The organism is Cohaesibacter gelatinilyticus, from assembly GCF_900215605.1.
Classification (GTDB): domain Bacteria; phylum Pseudomonadota; class Alphaproteobacteria; order Rhizobiales; family Cohaesibacteraceae; genus Cohaesibacter; species Cohaesibacter gelatinilyticus.
The window spans coordinates 72,738-95,870 of the sequence record NZ_OBEL01000003.1 but is presented as its reverse complement, the minus strand read 5'-3'; the positions used below and the strand labels follow the sequence as shown (position 1 = coordinate 95,870).

The following is a 23,133-nucleotide window of genomic DNA, read 5'->3' as shown; positions in this document are numbered from 1 at the left end:
TGGACTGCGTCGCCGCTGCCTTGTGGTCAGTCAGACCAAGACGGCACCCGCTCCTTGCCACAAAGCCCGAAAAGTTCGGTCATATGGGGCATTCTTTCCCTTCGTTGATATAATATCAAAATATGGACCCTTAGCCCAGATTGCTGCAAATATTGCTTTGGAACGAACTTATAAGAAATCCGAACGTTCAATGGCATATTTGGCCATCTTTTCATTCAAGGTTCGCCGCGGCAAATCCAGTCTTTCCATGGCTTTGGCAATGTTGCCTGATGTCTCGTTCAGTGTTTGACGGATCAAGGCTGCCTCAAAGGCTTCCATGCGCTCTTTCAAGGAAATGGGGGAATCGCTCAGTGTGTTTTCAGAACTGGCAGAGCCATTGAGCAACTCCTCTACGCTTGTGGTCTTTCGGATATTTCGCAACACATAGCGTTCGGCAATATTGATGAGCTGGCGCACATTGCCTGGCCATGTATAGGATAACAACGCCAGACGATCGGTTGCGTCCGGTGTCGGGCTGGACCGATTATATCGTTGTCCAAAACGGTATGTGAAAAGATCAAACAGGATCAGAACATCTTCTCCACGCTCTCTTAAAGGCGGAATATGCAGCTCCACGCTGTTGAGGCGATAGAGAAGATCTGACCGGAAGTCCCCCTCATTGGCAGCCTTTTCCAAGTCCAGATTGGTTGCGGAAATCACACGGATATCGACAGGCAGAAGCTTTGAACCACCAAGCCGTGTGATCTCTCTTTCTTGCAGGGCACGGAGGAGCTTGGGCTGTAATCCTACTGGTAATGCTGACAATTCATCCAAAAAGAGGGTTCCCTTGTCCGCCTGTTCGAACCAGCCTGCGCGCTGGTTATTGGCTCCAGTGAAGGCTCCTGCTTCATGGCCAAAGACTTCGCTTTCGAACATGCTTTCCGGAATGGCGGCACAATTGATGGCGGCGAAGTCATGGTCCTTGCGCGAGGATTGATCATGCAGAGCGCGGGCGACCAATTCCTTGCCGGTGCCCGTCTCGCCTACGATCAGAATGGAGGCATCCGTCTGTGCAAAGGTCAGAATATCCTCACGCAAACGATGCATGACTTCGGATGTTCCGACCAGGCGTCCGCCCAATTGTCCGGCCTCATCCAGATTGTGGCGCAAGCGTCTGTTTTCCATAACGAGATTGCGCTTGTCACATGCACGGGCGACGATATCGACAAGAAGTTCCGGGTCGAATGGCTTTTCGATGAAGTCATAAGCTCCCGCGCGCATGGCAGAAACTGCCATTGGCACATCGCCATGGCCTGTGATCAGAATGACCGGCAATTCCCTGTCTATCTTCTGGCAATGAGAGAGAAGATCATGACCATCCATGTCGGGCATCTTGATATCGCTCAATATGATGCCTTCAAATTCCTTGGTGATGTGGGCAAGAGCATCTTGTGCGCGTGAATATTCCTGTACCTGATAGCCTGCGAGGCCAAAGAATTGAGCGATGGATGCACGCATATCGCTCTGATCATCAACAAGAATGACGGGACCTTTGGGCGTGGTGGGTGCAATATTCATGAGGCCCCTGTTTCTTCAAGTTTCGTGACAGAAAGACTGGTTTGGCTCTGTTTTTTTGATTTTGCGGGCAGAAGTGGCAATTGGACCGTGAAAATGGCACCCATGCCCTGCTGGTTGCTGTTTTGTGCACTCAGGCCGCCGCCAAAACTCTCGACAATTTTGGTGGAGATGGCAAGTCCCAGACCCAGACCATCGCCATGAGGTTTCGTTGTAACGAACGGATCAAACAAAGTGGTCTCGATATCCTGTGACAATCCCGGCCCTGAATCGTGGATGCTGATTTTGGCCATTTCGTCCATATTGGTCATGGTCAGGATGATTTTGCGGACCGATTGATCAGACACCGCATCGATGGCATTTTGCAGGATATTGAGGAAAACCTGCTCCATTTGGCCACGATCCCCCATGATCATCAAAGGAGTATGGAAAGGTTTGATGGTGAGGTGAACATCCAGTGTTTTGAGACGCGGCTCGGCAACGGCCAAGGCGCTCGTCACCGCATCCTGCAGATTGAGTGGACTTTGATGCTGGTCTGATTTGCGGGAAAAAGCCTTCAACTGGCGTGTGATGGCCGTCATGCGTTTCATCAGGCTATCGATTCGTTCCAACGTGCCGCTTGCTTCATCCAGACGGGATTGTTTCATCAACATCTTCATGCCTGCAATGAAGGTGGTTGCGGCGGCAATATGCTGGTTGATTTCGTGAGAAATGGTTGCTGACATATGACCCAGCGAGGCCATTTTTGATGCATGGATGAGATTGCCCTGGGTGGCACGCAATTCTTCCTCTGTCCGTTTGCGTTCTTCGATCTCACGTTCGAGACGTTGATTGAGCCGGCGTTGCATTTTGGCGTCAGCCTGGGCACGCAGGGATTGACGTTTCAGATTCGTGCCACGCAAATAGAGAAACAGAACCAACAGGGATGAGAGCGCCAATCCTTCCAACGCCAGTGCAGACAGGCTGCGTTTTTCGACCTCGGATGCCGGGGTGAGATAGTGCAAGGTCCAGGTCTGGCTGGCCATCTTGCGCGATTGATGGATGAAAGCTGTACCATCGAGAGAAATCTCACTGGCATCATATAGTGATCTGGCCCCGTGATGCAGAGGGGGAAGGTCATTTTCGGCGAATTGGCGTTCCTTGCGAATTGTCTGCAGATCCCCATCGGATAGAGGTCCGACCACATGGTAGAGATATTGTCTATCGCTGGATAGAACGACGATGCCTCGTTGATCGGTGACAAAGACTGTTTCCCGGGCTTCCTGCCAGCTTTGCTCAAGCGGACTGAAATCGACCTTGACCGCCATGACACCAATCACTTTGCCATTTTGTCGAACCGGACTGGAATAGAACATGCCTCTGGTTCTGGTGGTGACACCTACGGCGAAAAATGCACCATCCCTGCTGTTCAAGGCGTCCTTGAAATAGGGGCGGAAGGAATAATTATTGCCGATAAAGGAGGTTGAATCCCTGAAATTGGAGGAGGCGATGGTCAGGCCTGATGGATCCATCAGGTACAGTGCTGCCGCTCCGGATTGTTTGACAAAACTGGCGAAGCGTCGATTGACCAGATCTCCTTGCTGTTTTGCATGTGGGCTTTTTTGCTGATGTTGTACCAGTAATGTCTGGACGGTGGAATCCTTTGCCAAAACAAAGGGAAGATATTTGTATTTCTCCAATTCGGCGGAGAGAAATGCGCGGTGCAGAGCCAGACGCTCCGCTGCAAGATCGGTTGCAACCTGGCTATAGTGAGTGCGTAAATAAACATAAGATGCCACCAAAATAGCCCCGACCAGCATCAGTCCGACGACCCAAAGGGCGCGCTGATCCCGCGGTTTGTTGTGATGGCGGATTGTTTTGGTGGATTGATCCATCTTTGGGCACTGCATGAGGGTGACAAGATGGGGCTATTATTACGATCTGGTTTGAAAAGCCAAGTTTAAAGCACTTCTCACAATCGTTGAATCGTGAGTAGTGCTTTAACTCTTTGATCCAAAGCGAGTTCTTATCCGAAAAGTGCTTCAACTTTTCGGGAACACGCTCTTATTGCCTGGCAAGCGATAGAGCAGGGTCAGGCGTCAGAAAGATTTTGGCTTGTTGGCTGCATTGCGTTTGACCACGCCGGCTCCACGACCGGCAATCAGCCAATAGACAAAACCTCCGACAAGACCTGAAGCCATGGCTCGCATATCTAGGGCGGTTGCAACCTGATCCTGGGCTTCTTGTGGCAGATGGAAGGCAAAGAGGGACAAGGCGAGACCGAAGCCGAGATAGATATAGAGGCTACGCCAGGATAGCAATTCAGCCACCAGCAGGAATGCCAATGTCGGGGTTGCTGACAGCGGACCAAGCATTGCGGCAATAACGACACCCCAGAACAGGGTGAAAATGGACTGAATTTCCGGATCGGATGCCTGATGAGGATCCATGGTGAGCAAGGCGAAGGCCAGAAAGATGCCAGTTGCGAGAATCGCACAAAAAAGGCCGATTGGTACCATCATCAGGCGGGCAATTATGCGGGAAAAGCTCACACTCTCTCCAATCTTGATGCAAATGCAGGTCTGTCTTGCCGTTGGCAATTATGGGACAAGGACTATTCCTCGTCCTCCATATTGTCACTGGAGCCGTCTCCTGCAAGGTTGGAAAGGCGCATTCTTTCCAAGGCTTCCAGTTCGAGCTTCTCACGCTCGACTTTGCGCAAGCGTTCGGTCTCGGATTTCAGCTGACCGCAGGCAGCAAAGATATCGCGACCGCGTGGGGTGCGGACAGGGGAAGCGTAGCCAGCCTTGTTGATGAAATCGGCAAATTCTTCAATCTGGTCCCAATCTGAGCATTCATATCGGGTTCCGGGCCAGGGATTGAACGGGATCAGGTTGATTTTGGCGGGAATGCCTTTGAGCAATTTGACCAGCTTTGCTGCATCATGCAGGGAATCGTTCACGCCTTTCAGCATCACATATTCAAAGGTGATACGTTTGGCGTTCGATACGCCGGGATAGGTACGGCAAGCTTCCAACAGATCCCTCAAGGGCCATTTCTTGTTGATCGGCACCAATTCATCGCGCAGCTCATCATTGGTGGCATGCAAGGAGATGGCCAATGCACAGCCTGTCTCTGCCCCGATACGTTCAATATTTGGCACATGGCCGGAGGTGGACAGCGTGATGCGGCGGCGGGAGATGGAAAGACCTTCTCCATCACACATGATCAACAATGCTTTTTTGACATGATCATAATTGTAGAGCGGCTCGCCCATGCCCATCATCACGATATTGGAAACAAAGCGACCGGTTTTTGGTACGATGGCACCGGTCTCGGGTTCACGCTCCGGGAAGTCGTTGAGCATTTCCCGCGCGATACGCAGCTGGGCAATAATTTCTTCTGAGGTGAGGTTGCGAACCAGTTTTTGGGTTCCGGTATGACAGAATGTGCAATTGAGGGTGCAGCCGACCTGACTGGATACGCAGAGCGTGCCACGGCTTTGATCTGGAATATAGACGGTTTCCACTTCCACCGGTTTGCCTGCACCACGGGCTGGAAAACGAATCAGCCATTTGCGAGTGCCATCAACGGAAATCTGTTCGGCAACCAGTTCCGGATGAGCAATGGTGTGTTGTTCATCCAGTTTGGCACGCAGATCCTTGGAGACATTGGTCATTTCGTCAAAGCTGGCTGCACCACGCAAATAAATCCAGTGCCAAAGCTGATTGACCCGCATGCGAATCTGCTTTGGTTTGACGCCAATGCTTTCCAGAACCTGGCCGAGATCATCGCGATCCATACCTACCAGATTGGTTTTGGCAGGATCTGCAATTTCCCAATTTCCGGGACGGGCAGGGGTTTCGATTGCCACAATTGTGGTATCGGAAGTGGTGTCTTGAATGTTTACGGCTGCTTCTGCACTCATCTGGCTCTCCCCCAATTTGAGGGCCTCTTTTCAAGGTTGATTGGCAGCGCAAATCAGGTGTCCCGTTCAGGAATGCGTATGCTCAATCCATGTATTCACCATTCCAGACGGATCCTTTGCCGGTGAGCCGGGCAGGGAAGGACCTCAGCTTTGCCCTTGGTGACAGTTTATTATCATTCAGGGGGTGAATAAGTGTGATTAATTAGGTCGTTCTTGGTCTGCTTCAATAGCAAAACGGCGCAAACCATCAATGGTTTTACGCCGCTTGTTGTGCCTTATAGGCCAGAAAGGTTGCTTTGTCAGCTTCTTTCTTGGCGAAATTTCCGCTCTGGTTGCCACTTATTGGCAGGATTCCAGTGCTTTCTTGGTGGCAGCCGTAATGCCAGCCAGAGAATAGGTATCGATGGTCAGAGTGCCGCGGCGAGACGTGCCACGGACAACCATGGTGGAACCACGGCGCATAGCATTGACCAAGCGTGCCTCATCAGCGGCATTTTCCAGCCATGCCCCATCACCGGAGGTGTAGAGGGAGAAACTGTCAGAGCCAATCTGAATGGTGGTCTTGGAGCCTTCCTTATAAGGATAGCCAGTGATCACATTGACTTCTTCACGGACGCCTTCGCGAGGGCGGGTGGTGATGAAGAAGTAAACCGGGTCACGGTTCACATTCTTTGGTTCCATATCTTTTGGCTGACTGGCTGCAAAACACATTTTGCCGCGCTGACTGTCATTCAGAACATAGGTGCCCCAGTCCTTGAACTGCTGGATACGGGATGCAGAACCCTGCGCAAAAGAGGCAGAGGAGGCAAGAGCGAATAGGGTGGCTACACCAAGGATTTTCAAGCTTTTCATATCGACCTGTCGTGCGTTCGTTCGACTGGGATTCGTGTGGAGCGCAATGCCCACTCATTCATATTAGGTTTACCCAAAATGGGGTTACCAAACCGTGAAGCATTTGCAAAAAATTGTCTTTAATGTTCGGGAGGACACCTGCAAGAGCATTTTTTGCGCTTAAAGCATGTCCAGTAATTGGTGAATCGCGAGACTTGCTTCAGGCTTTTATTCTTTAAAACGGGCCCTGATCCGAAAAGTGCTTCAGTTTTTCGAAGACGCGTTCCAAATTTACCTTGGTTGCAGAATGCGGCAAGAGATTGACAAACTTGGCAACTCCAACCCTTCTTTTGGCCAAGGATGACATTTCGGTTCTAGCCTTTCAGAGCATCTGGCACACCTGAGCGAAATTTGGGCTGACCATGTTTGTGAATTCTCTCTTCCGCGGGCCCGCCAGCGCGCACCGGACGTTCGGAAAACCCGCCCATGGATTGAACGCGGTCATACATGATGATAGAGCCGGCCGTCGCGACATTGAGACAGAACTTTGTTGGGATCTTGATGATGAATTCGCAACGATCCTGCATGTTCTGCGTGAGGCTTCCTGCTTCCGGGCCAAGTATATAGGCTGCTTTTGTGGGATGGCGAAAGCTAGGCAAGGTAACAGCATCATCGGTCAGCTCCACGCCAACCAGGCGGCAATCCTTCGGCAGCATCATCTCGTCGGCATTGGCCCATGGATAGTAGGGAATATGATCAGATGTGCGTGAGGTGTCGGTTCCTTGACGAGAGAAAATTTTCTCGGCGGAGACCGTGAAAAAGAAGCTGGCTCCAAAGGCATGGGCGGTTCTGACGAGATTGCCGAAATTGCCCTGTTTGGATAAGCCTTCCACTCCGATTGCAAAATATCCGCGCATTCTGATCCTCGTTGCTGCGTCGCCAAGGGGTGTTGTAAATATGTTCCTTGCAATAGGCATTTGTACGTGAATTGTCCATCTTTTGCTGATTATGAGCGGTTCAAAGACATGCTTTTCCAGTCCGAGGGGCCAAGAAAGTTATCTTCCGCTCTTTCAAATGCCATGCTAGCCCTATTGTGGTTGGGGCGAATCAATCATGGGGGGAATATGATGCGTGCCGTATTGTGCAAGAGCTATGGCGGACCGGAAGAATTGGTGGTTGAGGAAGTTGCCAAGCCAATTGCTGGTCCTGGTGAGGTGCTGATCGCAGTAAAAGCCGCAGCGTTGAATTTTTTCGATACACTCATCATTCGTAATAAATATCAGTATAAACCTGCCTTGCCTTTTTCTCCGTCGGCCGAGATTGCCGGTGTCGTAGAAGCTGTTGGTGAAGGCTGTGAGACCTTGAAGCCCGGCGATAAGGTTGTCGCCTATTTGCGTTGGGGCGGTTGCCGCGATTATGTGGTGGTAGCGGAAGAAGAAGCCATTTTGATGCCCGATGGTGTGGCGTTCGAGAAAGCTGCCGGTTTGATGGTGACCTATGGCACCACGATTTATGCTCTGAAGAATCGCGCCAATTTGCAGCCCGGTGACACATTGGCTGTTTTGGGGGCTGCAGGTGGAGTCGGGCAGGCTGCCATTGAGATCGGCAAATTGATGGGTGCGCGGGTGATTGCCTGTGCCTCATCGGAAGAAAAGCTGGACTTTTGTGAGCAGTTTGGTGCGGACGAGCGCGTCAATTACCTGGCTCAAGATTTGAAACCGGCGTTGAAAGAGCTGACCAATGGGCGTGGTGTGGATGTTGTCTATGATCCGGTTGGTGGGGATTTGGCCGAGGCGGCGCTGAGGGCTACCACATGGTATGGTCGTTTTTTGGTGGTTGGATTTGCTTCTGGCACCATCACCAAGATGCCGCTCAATCTGGTGATGCTGAAAGGCGTTGATGTCTTGGGCGTCTTCTGGGGCGAGGCTGTTATCCGCGAACCGGAAGAGCATGCTGCCAATGTGCGGCAATTGCTGGATTGGGTCGCCAATGGAGATCTGGTGCCGCATATTCACCAGACTTATTCTTTGGAAGAGACGCCAAGGGCTTTGGTTGCGATTGCCAATCGTGAGGTCAAAGGCAAGGTCATCATCACTCCGTAACCGGTTGCGCGGATCAGTTGGCGCCTTCATCATCCATCAGGTGATCATGCAGGGCTTGTTTGGCCTTGCGGCGATGCTCGTCAGAAATATGACTGGCGACGCTGCGGATGGCCAAAGTCAGCACTGCCAGGTCGTCTCCAAAGCCAAGACCGAGGATGAAATCGGGTATAAAATCCAGCGGTAAGACGAAGTAAGCCAAGGCACCGATCAGGGTCAGGCGAACCTTGGACGGGGTGTTTCTGTCAAAAGCGCAATAATATCCCGCCACGACATCTTCCATGATCGGGATTTGGCGGGCGGCCTTTTTGACCACTTTCCAGAATTTCTGTCGAACGGACTGGGCCTTTTTCTGATCTTTGGCAGACGCATGACCTTCCTCGTCCATTGCTGCCTGTTCTGGCGGCAATAGCTCCAGTTCGTCTTCGTCATAATGCTTGATCGGCTTTGTCATTTCTCTCCCCCGTCCTGTACCTGCTTCCCTTTTGATATGGGGTCAAATCATGCATTCGCAAGTTATGGCTGAAGATTTGGAAAGATACGATCAAGGCGATTGAGCTTGTCCGGGTTCCTCATGATATAGATGGCATTGGTCTGCTGATCTGAATTGTAACCAAGGGAAAGTGTCGCTGCGATTTCGTCCCCTTCCATGATCAAAAGCGCAGGTTGTCCATTCAAAGTCTGCTTCTTGCAGGAGACGAGGCGATCTCGCCAGGCGGGGAATAGAGCCTTGTCGAAGAATTTCAAAACAGCCTTGGAACCAAAGATCGGTTTGCTGATTGCGGTTGCCTTACCACCCGAATCTGCGGTCAGGACGATATCGTCTGCCAATAGCCCGGTTAACGTGTTCAGGTTGCCGTCTTGCAAGGCGATATAAAAGGCATCAACCATCTTGGTTTGATGCTGATGGTTGGGGGATTGTTTCTTTTTGCACTTGTTCAGTCTTTTCCGTGCCCGCGAAACCAGCTGACGGCAATTGTCCTCGGATAGATCAAGGCTCAGGGCAATCTCGCCATAGTCCGAGCTGAAGATTTCTCGCAACAGATAGGCTGCCCGTTCTTTTGGCGATAGATTTTCCATGAGCATCAGAAAAGCCATGGTCAGATCTTCGGAGAGCAGGATCTGTTGTTCTGCATTGGGTGGTGCTTCGGTGTTCACCGGTTCTGGCAACCATTCCCCATAATAGCTTTCCTGCATGCGTTTGCGGGCGCGCAGACGATCGATTGCCTTGCGTGTACAGGTTACGGCAAGCCAGTTTGCCGGCTTTTCTATCGTCTGGGGATCACTTTTGAGCCAGGTGAGATACACATCCTGTACGATGTCTTCGGCATCATGATGTGAGCCCAGCAATCGATAAGCCAGACCCAATAATTTGGGTCTGGTTTCATCGAAGATTGCATCCAGACCTGACTTTGATTGGATGGTGGACATGAGCTTTCCTAGATCCAGCAAGATGAATTCAGTGCATCTTACTGGATCTGGCTCCTTCTTGAAGCGAGTTCTTGTCCGAAAAGTGCTTCAACTTTTCGGGAACGGGCTCTAATGATTGGCGACCTGAATTCGATTCCACAAATTGATCATGGCGACTTTTGCTGTCAGCAATGCCAGTTCCTTTTCACTGAAGAATTGGCGCAGGTCTGATCTTAGTGACGCATTATCACCATCATTTTTCAAACTGGTAAGGGCTTCAACCCATGTAAAAGCAACTTTTTCCTTTTCGGTGAAGTCTGAGACATGGCGCCATACGATCAGACGGTCAATTCGTTCCTGCGTCTCTCCATCTTCAAGAGCCTCGCGGATATGCATTTTCACACAGAATGCACATTGATTGATTTGGGATGCGCGAAGGGCAACCAGATGGAAGAGATTTCTATTCTCGCTTTTTGCCAGTTCTTCCTCAATGGAGATCAAGAGAGGGCTGATTGCTTGGGCTTCCTGATGGAAGTTGATCGGGTTTGTCTGTGTCATGTATATGTCTTTCAAATAATTGAAGGTCATGAACAAGACGTCTGTTCACTCGGATTTGTGACAGACAAGCGCAATTATTTTCAAAAAATCAGAATGATAGACTGAATATAACTTAATCTATATCTTCTATCTATCTGTATTTACGTTGCTATTAGGTATAAGTGGACGTTTACGTCAATTTCCGTTAGATCTTGGGCAAAGAATATTTAAGGCAGCGTCCGACCAATGGTCGAGATAAGGGATTAAGACATGGAAATCAAAGCAGGTATGGCCGCGATTGTGACCGGCGGAGCGTCTGGTCTGGGTGAGGCAACAGCACGCCGTCTGGCATCTCAAGGCATGAAAGTGGCTCTGTTTGATATGAATGCCGAGCGCGGTGAGAAAGTTGCCGAGGAGATCGGTGGCATTTTCTGCTCTGTTGATGTGACGGATGAAGCGAGTGTGGATGCAGCGCTTGCCAAGGCGCGCGAAGCCCATGGTCAGGAAGCCGTGCTGGTCAATTGTGCCGGTATCGTGGTCGGGAAAAAGACTGTTAGCCGGGATCGTGAAACCGGTGAGACGAAAGCCCATGATTTGAGCCTGTTTGCCAAGGTGATCAATGTGAACCTGATCGGCACCTTCCATATGATCGCCAAATCTGCTGCGGGCATGGCTTCTGGCGAGGCACTGGATGATAACGGCACCAAAGGTGTGATCATCAACACCTCTTCCATTGCTGCTACTGATGGTCAGATGGGGCAGGTTGCCTATTCCGCATCCAAAGGTGGGGTGCTGGGGCTGACCTTGCCAATTGCTCGTGATCTGGCCAAGGAAGGTATTCGGATTTGCACCATCATGCCAGGTCTGTTCCATACCCCGATGTTCGACAGCCTTCCTCAGGACGTTGTCGACAGCCTTGGTGCAAAGACACCATTCCCACCGCGTTTGGGTAAAGGCGATGAATATGCACAGCTTGCACAGCATATCATCGAGAATGACATGCTGAATGGTGAAGCGATCCGTCTGGATGGCGCCATTCGTCTTGAGCCTAAATAAGGTTCGGCAAATTCAGATACTAAAAAGCCCTGTCAGTTTGAGGCTGACAGGGCTTTTTTGTCTTGTTAGAAGGCCAAATTAGTGGCGGAAGTGGCGCATGCCAGTCATGACCATGGCAAGGCCAGCCTCATCAGCGGCTTTGATCACTTCATCATCACGCATGGACCCACCTGGCTGGATGACTGCGGTTGCACCAGCAGCAGCAGCGGCCAGCAGACCATCAGCGAATGGGAAGAAGGCGTCGGAAGCCACCACGCAGCCTTTGGTCAGTGGCTCGGAGAGACCTGCGGCTTCGGCTGCATCTTCCGCCTTGCGGGCTGCGATACGAGCGGAGTCGACACGGCTCATTTGGCCAGCGCCAACGCCAACGGTTGCGCCGTCTTTGACATAGACGATGGCATTGGATTTGACATGTTTGCCAACCTTGAAGGCAAATTTCAGATCAGCCATTTCCTGCTCGGTTGGCTGACGCTTGGTGACGACTTTCAGATCCAGATCATCGACCACGCCATTGTCGCGAGATTGAACCAGCAGACCGCCAGCAACGGATTTCACCATCACGCCTTCTTCACGTGGATCGGCCAAATCGCCAGCCAGCAACAGGCGCAGGTTTTTCTTGGAAGCGATCAGTGCTTTGGCTTCATCGGTTGCGGCTGGGGCAATGATGACTTCGGTGAAGATCTTGATGATCTCGGTTGCGGCTTCCTCATCCAAGGTGCGGTTCAGAGCCACAATGCCGCCAAAGGCGGAGACTGGATCGCACTGCAGGGCTTTCCCGTAGGCTTCCTTCAGGGATGCACCGGTTGCAACGCCACATGGATTGGCATGCTTGATGATGGCAACAGCTGCGCTTTTTTCAGGATCAAACTCACTGACCAGCTCGTAAGCTGCATCGGTGTCGTTGATATTGTTGTAGGAAAGCTGCTTTCCCTGCACCTGAACAGCGGTTGCAACGCCAGGACGGGTGGAAGCATTCTTGTAGAAGCCTGCTTTTTGGTGCGGGTTCTCACCATACCGCATGACTTCTGACAGTTCACCGCCGAATGCGCGGTAGGTCGGTGCTTCGATTTCCAACTCTTGCGCGAACCAACCGGAGATAGCCGCATCATAAGCGGCGGTACGGGAGAAAGCCTTGGCGGCAAAACGCTTGCGTTGCTCATATGGCACGCCACCATGTTTGCCGATCAATTCCAATACCTGTGCATAATCGGATGGATCGACCAGAGTGGTCAGGAAGGCGTGGTTTTTAGCGGATGCACGGATCATGGCTGGGCCACCAATGTCCACATTCTCAACGGTGGTGGCGTAGTCCTTGCCTGCTTTGACTGTTTCTTCGAATGGATAGAGATTGACCACGACCAGATCGATTTCCGGGATATTGTGCTCTGCCATCGCATTTGCATGGCTCTCTACGGAGCGGGCGCCGAGCAGACCGCCATGGACGCGCGGATGCAAGGTTTTGACGCGACCGTCCATGATTTCCGGGAAATCGGTGATTTCAGAGATATCTTTGACCGCAATTCCGGCATCTGCAATAGCTTTGCGGGTGCCACCGGTGGAGACCAGCTCAACACCTTTGTCGGCAAGCGCCTTGGCAAAATCGATGATGCCGGTTTTGTCAGAGACGGAAAGAAGTGCGCGCTTGATGGTAACAACCTCTGGCGCAGTGACGGATAGCGGTGCAACAGCCATAATGGATCCCGAAATGTGCGAATATGCAGGTTCTGGAACAGGGGATCAGGCCATGAATTTGGCCGTTCAAACCCGTTCAAGAATGGAGATGCTGCCCGATATCATGTTTTGGCCCGCGTTGAAACAATCCTTTTTGCAGAAATTGCAAAGTTAATGTTCGCGAATTGGCATCATTGGCTTGAATGAATGTGATCATTCGGCGTTTGGCTGAGCAAATGAGACCCGTTCAAAATACCAATGGATTGAGGAAATGTGGCTGGCATGGCCGTGAAGGACCAATTGTTTGGTTGGGCGAATGCCATGGATATCGGACAGGAAGACACTCTCTTCGAGCACGATATGGCTGTCCTGACAGACAAAATGCCAGATCTCACCATTGGAAAGAGCGAAATAGGCGCGGTCTTCTTCTGCGTTCAGTTCAACATGAACAGATGGATGTAGATGGAAGCGAATGGCATAGGCATCTTGTCCTCGTTTGATGCCGCTTCCACGAGGGAGCAATGCGTCCTGCCCATCCAGACGACGTCCATCAATCGCCATCCAGAGTTTGCGATTATGGCGGATGCCGAATTGTGCAGCATAGGCATCATGATGCGCTGTAATGGTTTCCTGACCGTGCTCAAGAGTGCGTTCGCAATAAATGCTTCCAGGACCGACGAGGATGGGCCGACCGTGAAGATCGGCAATTCTGGTTCCAAACTCGCAGGTATTGGTATCCTGAACAATCATGGTTGAATGTGCCGCTGTACTGCGTGCCAGCTCGCGCCAGTTTTCATGACGATTGGATGGTGCACCACAATTCACAACGAGCGGAGATTGACCGATGCTCAGCTCAAAAGCGAAGGTTCCAGCATGAGCTTGCACTGATTGCTCCAACGGTGGGCGATCACCATAGTCAAACAGGGCTAGCATGGGCCCTGCTTCCAGCCGATGATAACCGGAGAAGGAAGCATTGGCGACCGGTGCGCCACGTGTTTCATCATAGGCGAGAATGGTGGCCAGAAGATCGGCCGGTGTTGCACCAGCCCCATTGAAATGGGCCATTTCGCCGCTTGGATGACGGAAGAAGCGCAACATTGGCATCATGCGTTCAATTGCGTCCAGCAAACCATCGGGTGGCACCATATCGCGTGCCAGAAATGCCTGGCGCAGTGGCAGCAACTCGAGAAGGCACTGGATCAACACCATGGAATTGCGCGAAACATGACCACCATCCGGCAGGATCTGGTCTTCCAACTCGCTAACCAGCCGCTTTGCGGTGGCTTTGACATATCTTTCCTTACCGGAAAGTGCAAGCCAACCAGCAAGCTCTGCCATCAGGATAAACAGACGGATTTCATTTTTGGGGCTGCTCTGGAAACTGGCGCGTAAATAACGGATTTGAAGGTAGAGCGCCCGGATGAATTGCCGATAGAAATCATGATCTGCATTTTGAAGGATCAGCGGTGAATTGTTTAGCCATGCCATGACGCGATGAGCCGTCACATCCAGCTCCCAGGCTTGTGGGGCATGTTGGCGGCTTCGTTTGATCCAGTCATCGACTAAAATCTGGGCATTGGACTTGGTCAAGGGGGTGCTGGAGGCGCGCAAATGGCGAAGCCAACGAAAGCCATGCAATTCGCGAGTCCAATCTTGCGAACGGGAAATGTGAGCGAAGGGAGAATGGCCATCACAATTCTCGACCTGACCCGCAAAGACGAAAAGACCGGCATAGATATCATCTGCCAATGTGGGATCTGTGGTTCGTAAATCCTGCGGAGCGATGAGCAAGCGGTCCGGACAGCCTGCCACATAGCGTGCCTGACAATTGGGCTTGCGAACGCGCGCACTGCCAAATCGTCTGGACAGGGCTGCCAATTGCATCTTCAATTTTCGAAAGCCACTCGCCATTCTCGTCTTGTCTTTGTTTTCACTGTTGCCGGTATGAGCGGATTGATTCGTGTTCAGCTCTCATAAACCTTTGTTCCGAAGCGGGTTCTTACCCGAAAAGTGCTGTAACTTTTGGGGAACGTGCTTTAGACAAGAGAGGTTAAAGTGATGCCTGCCTTTTAAAAAAATGGTTAGTTGATGGTTAGCAATCTATCAAAATAGGGTTAACAAACCGCTGCATTTGTAAGATTACGCATATTTGCGGAAGCGAATGATATAGAAGCCGTCCAGTCCGCCCAGCTCTGCCATTTGATCCGGTCGTGTTCGCAATGATCCGTCTGATTGGATGAAAGGAGCAAATTCCGGATGGTTTTTTTCCTCGACCGGGTCGATGCCGAAATCGGGATATTCCATCAGGAAATCCGGGATCAGATCAGGGCCTTCGGCTGCTTGCAAGGAGCAGGTGCAAAAGACCAGAACGCCATTATCGTCCAGAAGATCAGCTGCCCGGCGGAGCATCCTTGCTTGCAATTTTGCAAAATGGGCAATGTCAGCCGGAGATCGTTGATGGATCAGTTCCGGATGGCGGCGCATTGTGCCGGTGGCAGAACAGGGCGCATCGAGCAGAATGGCAGGAAAGAGCTTGCCGAACTTGTGTTTCAGCGCATCACCTTGCACCAATTTCGCTTCCAGTTTGGTGCGATCGAGATTTTTCTGAATGCGCTGCAGGCGCTTTCCGGAAAGATCCAATGCAGTGACATCGGCACCAAGGGCCGCCAACTGCATGGTCTTGCCGCCAGGAGCAGCACAAAGATCCAGTACCTCGGTGTCTTTCACATCGCCCAATAGCTTGACTGGCAAGGAAGCTGCGGTGTCCTGAACCCACCATTCACCAGACTCGAAGCCTTCGAGCTCATCCACCTTGCCATGAGAGGCGAGGCGTAAGCTGCCGGTTTCCAGCCATTGTCCTTCCAGGACTTCAGCCAGCTTTTGGGCATTCTCGTCATTGGCTTTGAAGCTAAGATCCAATGGTGTGGAAGGGGCATTGCTGACCTCGACCATTTGATCAACCTCATCCTTGCCATAAGACTTCAACCAGTCCTGATAAAGCCAATCTGGAAGATTGGCCTTGGCGGTGTCAATTTCCTTAAGGCGCTCGGCGCCTTTCTGGCTGACTTGGCGAAGGACAGCATTTGTCAGGCCTTTGAATCCGGCATATTTTTTCCATGTGCGGAAATGCGTGACAGCGCTATCGACTACAGCGTGAGATGGGACTTGCAGGAAAAGCAGTTCCGCTACGCCAAGGCGCAGGATGTTGCGCAATGGACCGGACTTCTTTGGGATGCCCCGATCCATGAAGCTTGCCAAAATCTGATCAATTTCGCCCAGATGCTGGAGCAAGGTGATGACAATGCGCTTGGCAAATGCCCGATCATTGCCGGGTAGTTTGCGCAAAGGGCCATTTTCGAGTTCGGCCTGATAGGCTTCATCGAGCATTTTCTTGTCATTCAGCACGGCATGGGTCAGACGTAACGCACCCTCACGGGCGGCCATACCGGCTTTGCGGGACGAAAAGGAAATTGGATCAGTCATAGCCGCGCCTTAGACCACACTGGCGGTAAGGGTTCAAGCCTTGTTCTGTCAGATTTTTCAGCTTGTTTCCGATCCTTGTGAAAATACCTATAGAAAACTCCAAGGGTAAGTCCCTTATTGAGTGCCCGATTTAAAAGTCTCAAGTTGAGACTTTTAGGCCGCATCACCAGCCCTCTCCCCCCTTCACCCCGCCCACAAGGGTACCATATCGGGTGGGATGCAGGGGGGAGAGGGCTTGGTCAAGACTTTTAAGTCAGGCTCTTAGAGATTGCGCCATTCCACGTCCAGTTTGGCGATGATTGGCGCGTGATCTGATGGTTTTTCCCAAGCACGAGCGGTTTTGTAAACTTCGATGGCGCTCACCTGATCGGCAATATGCGGGGTTGCCCAGATGTGATCAAGGCGACGGCCTTTATCGGACTTTGCCCAATTGGGTGAGCGATAGGACCACCAGCTGTAAACACGTTCGGAAGTCGGGATATGGTTGCGAACGGAATCCACCCAGTTGCCTGCATTTTGAACCTTGGCAAGTTGCTCGACTTCAATCGGGGTATGGCTGACGACTTTCAGCAATTGTTTGTGGGACCAGACGTCGTTCTCATGGGGAGCGATATTTAGATCGCCAACCAGAATGGCGTTGCAATTGGTTTCTTCACCCTGCAACCACTCTGTCATCTCATTCAGAAAATCCAGTTTGTGTCGGAATTTATCATTCACTTCCGGATCTGGCACATCTCCGCCTGCAGGCACATAGAAGTTATGGATCTTGATGGGGCCTTTGTCGGTGTCGACTGTCACTGCGATATGGCGGGCATCGCCCTTGTTGCAGAACTCGCGGATCTCGACGTCCGTGAAAGGCACGCGGGAAAGGGTGGCAACGCCGTGATAGCTTTTCTGACCATTGATTGCCAAATGCTCGTAACCCAGTTTCTTCAGGGCTGCAGACGGGAATTGGTCATTCATGCATTTGGTTTCCTGAAGACACAGGATATCCGGAGCCCGGTCACTTTCGAATTGCTCAACCAGTTTGATGCGTGAGCGCACAGAATTGATATTCCAGGTGGCAATGGTCAGTGTCACGATGTTGCTCCGTCGATGGCCGGGGAAGGGATTCGAATCTGTGACAGATAATGTAGCGTGCGCAGAGCGGATATCCAGAGCCAAAATGCAAAAAGGCGTCCGGTCTGAATGGACGCCTTCAATTCTTGTCTATTGGGTAAATTCGCCCTGACGATCAGGACATCATGTGAGCTAGTTTTCTTCTCTGCGTTCGGGCATCAGATCGCGTTTGATCTTGAAGAGAGATTGCTTGATCGGTTTGCCGGTTTCAATGTTGAAGACGGTAACCGTCGTGTCATTGCCTTGTGCGTCCTGAATGGTCCATTGCCGCAACAAGCTGCTTTCGCGCTCAAAGACGAGGGTCAGGGTGCCATCGCCAAACAGACTTTCCTGTTCAACCACCACCGAGACGATATCCTGAGCCAGATCGACCTTCTTGACGCGCTTGTCCCTTGCCAGATCAAGCCTTTCCGACAACAACACTTTCAACGGTGTTTTTGACAGAGGATAGATGTCCTGGGTTTTGAGTTTTCGGTCTTCGATGGACAGGGTTTTGCCATCGGCAATGATGTCGGTATAGGACGGGGCCGAATAATAGAAGCGGATCTTGCCCGGGCGTTGAATGAAGAAATAACCTTGCAAAGTATCGCCACTGCCCGCTGTCTGGATGAATTCACCATTCATGGTCGTGTTGGCGTTGAAGGCCTTGGAAATGATGGTGAGTGCCTTGGTAGCTTCATTGGTCATTGCTTGGGCACTTGAGACCATGGGAAGTGTCAATGCCAGCCCGGTTGCCATGACAAGACCAAGAAATGAACGACGGGATTTCAGTGGGCGAGAGGGACGAAACATGAATTGGCGTTCCTTCGTATTATTTTGGGTGCCTTTGCAGGCCAGCAAATCAAATCTGATTTCAACCTAGTCGATCAATGAGGCCAAAAACAGGAACAAATATGGTTTTCTTGCGGTTTGTTGCCAGATCCTGATTTAAAAGTTCTGGCCTAGCCCTCTCCCCCTCCCAAACCACCCGATATGGTACCCTTGTGGGCGGTTTGGGAGGGGGAGAGGGCTGGTGATGTGACCTACATGGTCGCTCCCTCTTCTGGTACCAGAATTTCGCGTTTGCCCGCATGGTTGGCCGCGCTGATGACGCCTTCCTGCTCCATTTGCTCAATCAGTGTTGCAGCGCGGTTATAGCCGATGGAGAGGCGACGCTGGATATAGGAGGTTGAGGCCTTGCGATCCCGCAGCACGATATCGACCGCCTTGTCATAGAGTGTGCCTTCTCCGCCAGAACTGGAGCCAGAGCCATCACCAGAACTTTGCTCTTCCTCAGTGTCTTCGGTTACAGCTTCCAGATAGTCCGGTACGCCTTGCAGTTTGAGGTGCTTGACGATTTCTTCGACTTCCTCGTCCGCTACAAACGGACCATGAACACGCTGTGTGCGACCGCCGCCAGCCATATAGAGCATATCACCCATGCCAAGCAATTGTTCGGCTCCCATCTCGCCAAGAATGGTGCGGGAATCAATTTTCGAGGTCACCTGGAAGGACATGCGGGTCGGGAAGTTCGCCTTGATGGTACCAGTGATCACATCGACCGATGGACGCTGTGTTGCCATGATCAGGTGAATGCCGGCGGCGCGGGCCATCTGGGCAAGGCGCTGAATGGCGCCCTCGATATCCTTGCCTGCAACCATCATCAAATCGGCCATCTCGTCAACGATGATGACGATATATGGCATCGGCTCCAGGTTCAGCTCTTCCTGTTCATAGATCGGATCGCCGGTTTCCGGATCAAAACCGGTTTGCACGGTGCGTGTTACGGCTTCGCCTTTGGCCAAGGACTGGCGCACACGATTGTTGAAGCCATCGATATTACGCACGCCCATCTTGGACATGTGTTTGTAGCGCTGCTCCATTTCCCGCACGGCCCATTTCAAGGCAACTACTGCCTTGGATGGATCGGTCACGACCGGGGTCAGCAAATGCGGAATGCCGTCATAGATGGACAATTCCAGCATTTTCGGGTCGATCATGATCAGGCGGCACTGCTCTGGTGTATGACGATAGAGCAGGGACATGATCGTGGTGTTGATCGAAACCGACTTACCGGAACCGGTGGTACCGGCGACCAGCACGTGCGGCATACGGGCCAGATCGGCAATAACCGGATCACCACCAATATTTTTGCCGAGGCAGATTGGCAGTTTGGCTTTGGATTTCTCAAAGTCAGAGCTTGATAGCAATTCGCGCAAATAAACGGTCTCGCGGCGGGCATTTGGCAGCTCGATACCAATGGCGTTGCGACCGGGAACCACCGCAACACGAGCGGAGATTGCACTCATGGAACGGGCGATATCGTCCGCCAGACCAATGACACGAGAAGATTTGATGCCTGGAGCCGGTTCCAGCTCATACAATGTCACAACCGGGCCCGGGCGTACCTTGATGATTTCGCCGCGAATGCCGAAGTCGGACAAGACACCTTCCAGAAGACGAGCATTATGCTCCAGCTGATCAGCGGTCAGGCCCGCATTGGGACCAAGGCTCTTTGGTTCTTCCAGAAAAGACATGGGCGGGAACTGGAATTCCTGCTTGCGAATGAAGGTGTTGTTTTTGGCTGCGCGGACCATGCGCTTGCCAACGCCTTCACGCATTGTTTTCGACTGAACTTGCTCGTTGGTTACAGCTTGTTGTACCGGAGCCTGCGTCTCGCGGGCGAGTTGGGATGGAGGTGCCATGCCGACCGGGCCGGTTTGCTCGGTAGATGCATCTTCCCAGGGTGCCGCGCCTTGATCTGGCATCATGGCAGGATCTTGCTCATGCCCTGCATTGGGATATCCGGTATTTTGATCGTATTGATGAAAATTCCGGCCCTGATTCTGCCCCTGATCATGCTGAGCCATTGGTTGTTCTTGATATCCCAAAGGGGCCTGCATGGTCTGGCTATTTTGCGTCATGTGACCATGAGCGGTGGGATGGACGGCGTGCGTAGGGGCCTGACCCATGCCCATGGCAGGATGTTGCCCATAGGGGGCGGCACCCATATGGGGTTCCTGACGATTGGCCAATGTTTGCAGACCATCATCTTCCTCGCCAGCCAACTGTGCTTTGATCGCGGCCCAGAGACCTAACGGGCGTGATGGTTGTTGATGGGTTGCAGGCATATGATTGTATTGTGTGGCCGGGTCCTGCATGGGAGCTGGATGAGGCTCTGCTACTGGCATTTGTTCTGATGTTTGTGACGCCGGGCGCTGTTTCTGTGCCTTTCGTGCCAGTAACCAGTGGCCAATAGCACCACGGGCGATTGCCAGAGGGCCTAGTTTTCTTGGTTGATTTTGGGTGCGATCCAGAACTTGATCATCTGATGCATGAGATTGTTCCGCATAAGCTGGATCAGGTTGCTCATATGACTGACCATACTCATTATCATCTTCGAAATAATCTTCTTCTTCTTCGACAATTTGCACGGGTGCCCGTCGGCGCGACAGAAGTTGACGCCAGGTGGTGTCGACAGAATTGAGCAGCAATAGAATACCTCCGGCGCAGAAAGCCGTGCCGATGATTATTGCGCCCAACCCATTGATGAAATGAGGATCGATCATGGAAATGACGGCGAGGAAACCATCACCGATCATGCCACCAAGACTGATGGGAAGAGGCCAACTGTTAGGAGCAGGGATTGTCGAAAATGCAATAGCAATTGCTGCTAGGCCACCAAGCCAGGCCAAGGATCGTATACGGGTGATACGCATAGGATGAATACGCACCAAACGCCAGAACCAGATGACGGGCGGGATAAGGAGGAAGGCCGAACCAAGGCCGAAGGTCTGAATCATCAGATCCGAGATCATGGCACCGGGAAGGCCAAGGAAGTTGCGTGGTGCAATTTCTGTTGCATTGGATAGCGACGGATCTGCGACATGCCAGGTGGCCAATGCTCCGGCAATCATGGCGCAGAGAGCCAGACCAAACAGGCCGGTTGCCGCAAAGGCATTGCGGCGCAGGGCACGGCGCAGAGCGCTATCCCGGTCCTTGTGAAGTGTTTCAAAAGGTTGCGTTGCAGACATATTGGTCAGTCTCAAAGTTGTCTCAAGTTCATAGCCAGTCAGGAGATCCCACCCTCCTGTGAATTACGGTCATCAAAGGCTCTGCGCACCCATGGCGAGCCTTTTGCTTCTATTGGTCAAGCAGACAGGATTTCAGTCTGCTCAAAGCTGTGGAAGTTTCATCCAATGGGGCGACCAGAGCCAATCGGATGAAGTCTTCGCCCGGATTGATATTCTGCCGGTCGCGACGGGCAAGAAAGGATCCGGGTATGACCCTTACACCTGCCTGCTTCCATAATTTTTTGGTTACAGCTATATCCGTGCCAAAAGCGCGGATATTGAGCCAGAGGAAGAAGCCGCCTTCCGGTTGCTGATAATCCAGATCCGTGCCCAAAATGCGGCGTGCTGCCTCATATTTCTCATTATATAGTCGGCGATTTTCTTCAACATGTGCCTCATCGCGATAAGCAGCAGCGCCTGCGGCCAGCAATGGCAATGGCACCTGTGGGGCCGCCATGTTGCGATATTTTGTCCATTGGGTGAGAAAATCGGCGTCACCTGCAGCAAATCCGCAGCGCAAGCCTGCGAGATTGGAACGTTTGGAAAGCGAATGAAATGTGATGATGTTTGACACATTGCCTTCGCATGCTTGCAAAATGCCCGGTGGCGGAGTTGTTCGATATATTTCCGAGTAGCATTCGTCGGCAAAAATCATGAATTTATGCTTGCGGGCCAATGCGATCAGCTTCTGCCAGTCTTGCAGGCTTGCAATGCTGCCTTGCGGATTGGCGGGTGATGCATAGAAGAAGGCAATGGTACGATCCAGCAAATGAGTCTCAGTTGCCAACTCATCCAGATCCGGCAGGAAATTGCTCTCGTTGGTTCCGTTCAGGAATACAGCTTCCGCATCCATGGCATGAGCGCCAGCAGCATAGGAATGATAGAAGGGATTGGGCAGTAAGATGGCAGGATTTTCAGTTGGTTTGCCGGGCTGGGTTTTTGCCCAGTCGCGTGCGCCAATGGCTGCATGAAACAGGCCCTCGCGGGTGCCGTTCAGGGGCAGAATATGCTTCTCGGCGGTGATCAGGTCGCCGGTTTGGTAACGGTTCTCTATCCAGCTGGCCACAGTTTCGCGGAAGTCATCCGTTCCTCGGATAGGTGGATAAGGGCGAAAACCGGTTTCATTTTCGCGGATGATATCTCCGATAAAGGCAGGCATGGCATGCTTTGGCTCACCCAGAGTGAGATTGATCGGGCTTTGGCCCGGCTCAACGCCTTCCAGAAGATCTGCGAGCTGTTGGAACGGAGAGCGTTCTTGCTGCATTGGGTCTTTACTGCCTTTTTTACGGATTCGGTTGAGGCAATTGTAAGGAAGGCTTGGTTAAGGCAGCTTTAACTTTTCGCATTGTGCAAGAGTGTAAGTAGTACCAACGGTGCGAAAGCATAATCCCTATGATTGGATTTCTCGGGGTAT

Annotated in this window: 18 protein-coding genes; 2 read left to right on the top strand and 16 right to left on the bottom strand. The window is 51.8% G+C overall.

Annotated features, from left to right (window positions below; translation table 11 throughout):
- Positions 1–168: 168 nt before the first annotated feature.
- The 6 genes from CRO57_RS14270 to CRO57_RS14245 all read right to left on the bottom strand — a co-directional run bounded on the left by CRO57_RS14270 (position 169) and on the right by CRO57_RS14245 (position 7,209).
- Positions 169–1,557 carry a sigma-54-dependent transcriptional regulator gene (locus tag CRO57_RS14270; protein ID WP_097154164.1) on the bottom strand — a complete coding sequence of 463 codons (1,389 nt, stop codon included), beginning with the start codon at positions 1,555–1,557 and terminating at the stop codon, positions 169–171.
- Positions 1,554–3,428 (bottom strand): sensor histidine kinase, encoded by a 1,875-nt coding sequence (locus CRO57_RS14265; protein ID WP_170956112.1) that lies wholly within the window; start codon positions 3,426–3,428, stop codon positions 1,554–1,556. The genes CRO57_RS14270 and CRO57_RS14265 overlap by 4 nt, the downstream gene beginning before the upstream one ends.
- Positions 3,429–3,632: 204 nt before the next feature.
- The gene (locus CRO57_RS14260) at positions 3,633–4,085 is read right to left on the bottom strand and encodes a hypothetical protein (protein WP_097154162.1); all 453 of its coding nucleotides are present in this window, start codon (positions 4,083–4,085) and stop codon (positions 3,633–3,635) included.
- Positions 4,086–4,147: 62 nt separating this feature from the next.
- A complete protein-coding gene (gene rlmN, locus CRO57_RS14255; RefSeq protein WP_097154161.1) occupies positions 4,148–5,461 on the bottom strand; it encodes a dual-specificity RNA methyltransferase RlmN in 1,314 nt (437 codons plus the stop codon).
- A gap of 339 nt (positions 5,462–5,800) precedes the next feature.
- A complete protein-coding gene (locus CRO57_RS14250; protein WP_097154160.1) occupies positions 5,801–6,313 on the bottom strand; it encodes an invasion associated locus B family protein in 513 nt (170 codons plus the stop codon).
- 353 nt (positions 6,314–6,666) lie between these two features.
- Entirely contained in the window at positions 6,667–7,209 is a 543-nt protein-coding gene (locus tag CRO57_RS14245) for an RNA methyltransferase (RefSeq protein WP_097154159.1), read from the bottom strand.
- Positions 7,210–7,419: 210 nt separating this feature from the next.
- Here CRO57_RS14245 and CRO57_RS14240 point away from each other — a divergent pair, with 210 nt between their 5' ends.
- Complete coding sequence (locus CRO57_RS14240; RefSeq protein ID WP_097154464.1) at positions 7,420–8,394, top strand: NADPH:quinone oxidoreductase family protein; 975 nt, start codon at positions 7,420–7,422, stop codon at positions 8,392–8,394.
- A 13-nt stretch (positions 8,395–8,407) separates the two neighbouring features.
- On the opposite strand, the gene CRO57_RS14235 is transcribed toward CRO57_RS14240, so the two are convergent.
- The 3 genes from CRO57_RS14235 to CRO57_RS14225 form a co-directional block, all read right to left on the bottom strand.
- Complete coding sequence (locus CRO57_RS14235; protein WP_097154463.1) at positions 8,408–8,779, bottom strand: YkvA family protein; 372 nt, start codon at positions 8,777–8,779, stop codon at positions 8,408–8,410.
- Between the two features lie 128 nt (positions 8,780–8,907).
- On the bottom strand, positions 8,908–9,822 hold the full coding sequence (gene sigJ, locus CRO57_RS14230; RefSeq protein ID WP_097154158.1) for an RNA polymerase sigma factor SigJ: 915 nt from the start codon (positions 9,820–9,822) through the stop codon (positions 8,908–8,910).
- Positions 9,823–9,930: 108 nt separating this feature from the next.
- On the bottom strand, positions 9,931–10,359 hold the full coding sequence (locus CRO57_RS14225; RefSeq protein WP_097154462.1) for a carboxymuconolactone decarboxylase family protein: 429 nt from the start codon (positions 10,357–10,359) through the stop codon (positions 9,931–9,933).
- 249 nt (positions 10,360–10,608) lie between these two features.
- Between CRO57_RS14225 and CRO57_RS14220 the strand changes: the two genes are divergently transcribed.
- Complete coding sequence (locus CRO57_RS14220; protein WP_097154157.1) at positions 10,609–11,394, top strand: SDR family NAD(P)-dependent oxidoreductase; 786 nt, start codon at positions 10,609–10,611, stop codon at positions 11,392–11,394.
- Between the two features lie 78 nt (positions 11,395–11,472).
- Here CRO57_RS14220 and purH read toward each other — a convergent pair whose 3' ends face one another.
- The 7 genes from purH to CRO57_RS14185 all read right to left on the bottom strand — a co-directional run bounded on the left by purH (position 11,473) and on the right by CRO57_RS14185 (position 22,983).
- Positions 11,473–13,086: a bifunctional phosphoribosylaminoimidazolecarboxamide formyltransferase/IMP cyclohydrolase gene (gene purH, locus CRO57_RS14215; RefSeq protein WP_097154156.1), complete on the bottom strand. Its 1,614-nt coding sequence runs from the start codon at positions 13,084–13,086 to the stop codon at positions 11,473–11,475.
- A 192-nt stretch (positions 13,087–13,278) separates the two neighbouring features.
- Positions 13,279–14,976, bottom strand: a complete 1,698-nt coding sequence (locus tag CRO57_RS14210; RefSeq protein ID WP_097154155.1) for a heparinase II/III family protein — start codon at positions 14,974–14,976, stop codon at positions 13,279–13,281.
- A 228-nt stretch (positions 14,977–15,204) separates the two neighbouring features.
- Positions 15,205–16,548, bottom strand: coding sequence for an RsmB/NOP family class I SAM-dependent RNA methyltransferase (locus CRO57_RS14205; RefSeq protein ID WP_097154154.1), 1,344 nt, complete (start codon positions 16,546–16,548; stop codon positions 15,205–15,207).
- A gap of 261 nt (positions 16,549–16,809) precedes the next feature.
- Entirely contained in the window at positions 16,810–17,628 is an 819-nt protein-coding gene (gene xth, locus CRO57_RS14200; RefSeq protein WP_097154153.1) for an exodeoxyribonuclease III, read from the bottom strand.
- A gap of 171 nt (positions 17,629–17,799) precedes the next feature.
- Positions 17,800–18,459, bottom strand: a complete 660-nt coding sequence (locus tag CRO57_RS14195) for a LolA family protein (RefSeq protein ID WP_141401251.1) — start codon at positions 18,457–18,459, stop codon at positions 17,800–17,802.
- Between the two features lie 230 nt (positions 18,460–18,689).
- Entirely contained in the window at positions 18,690–21,680 is a 2,991-nt protein-coding gene (locus CRO57_RS14190; RefSeq protein WP_097154151.1) for a DNA translocase FtsK 4TM domain-containing protein, read from the bottom strand.
- A gap of 109 nt (positions 21,681–21,789) precedes the next feature.
- Positions 21,790–22,983 (bottom strand): aminotransferase class I/II-fold pyridoxal phosphate-dependent enzyme, encoded by a 1,194-nt coding sequence (locus tag CRO57_RS14185; RefSeq protein ID WP_097154150.1) that lies wholly within the window; start codon positions 22,981–22,983, stop codon positions 21,790–21,792.
- Between the last annotated feature and the right edge of the window lie 150 nt (positions 22,984–23,133).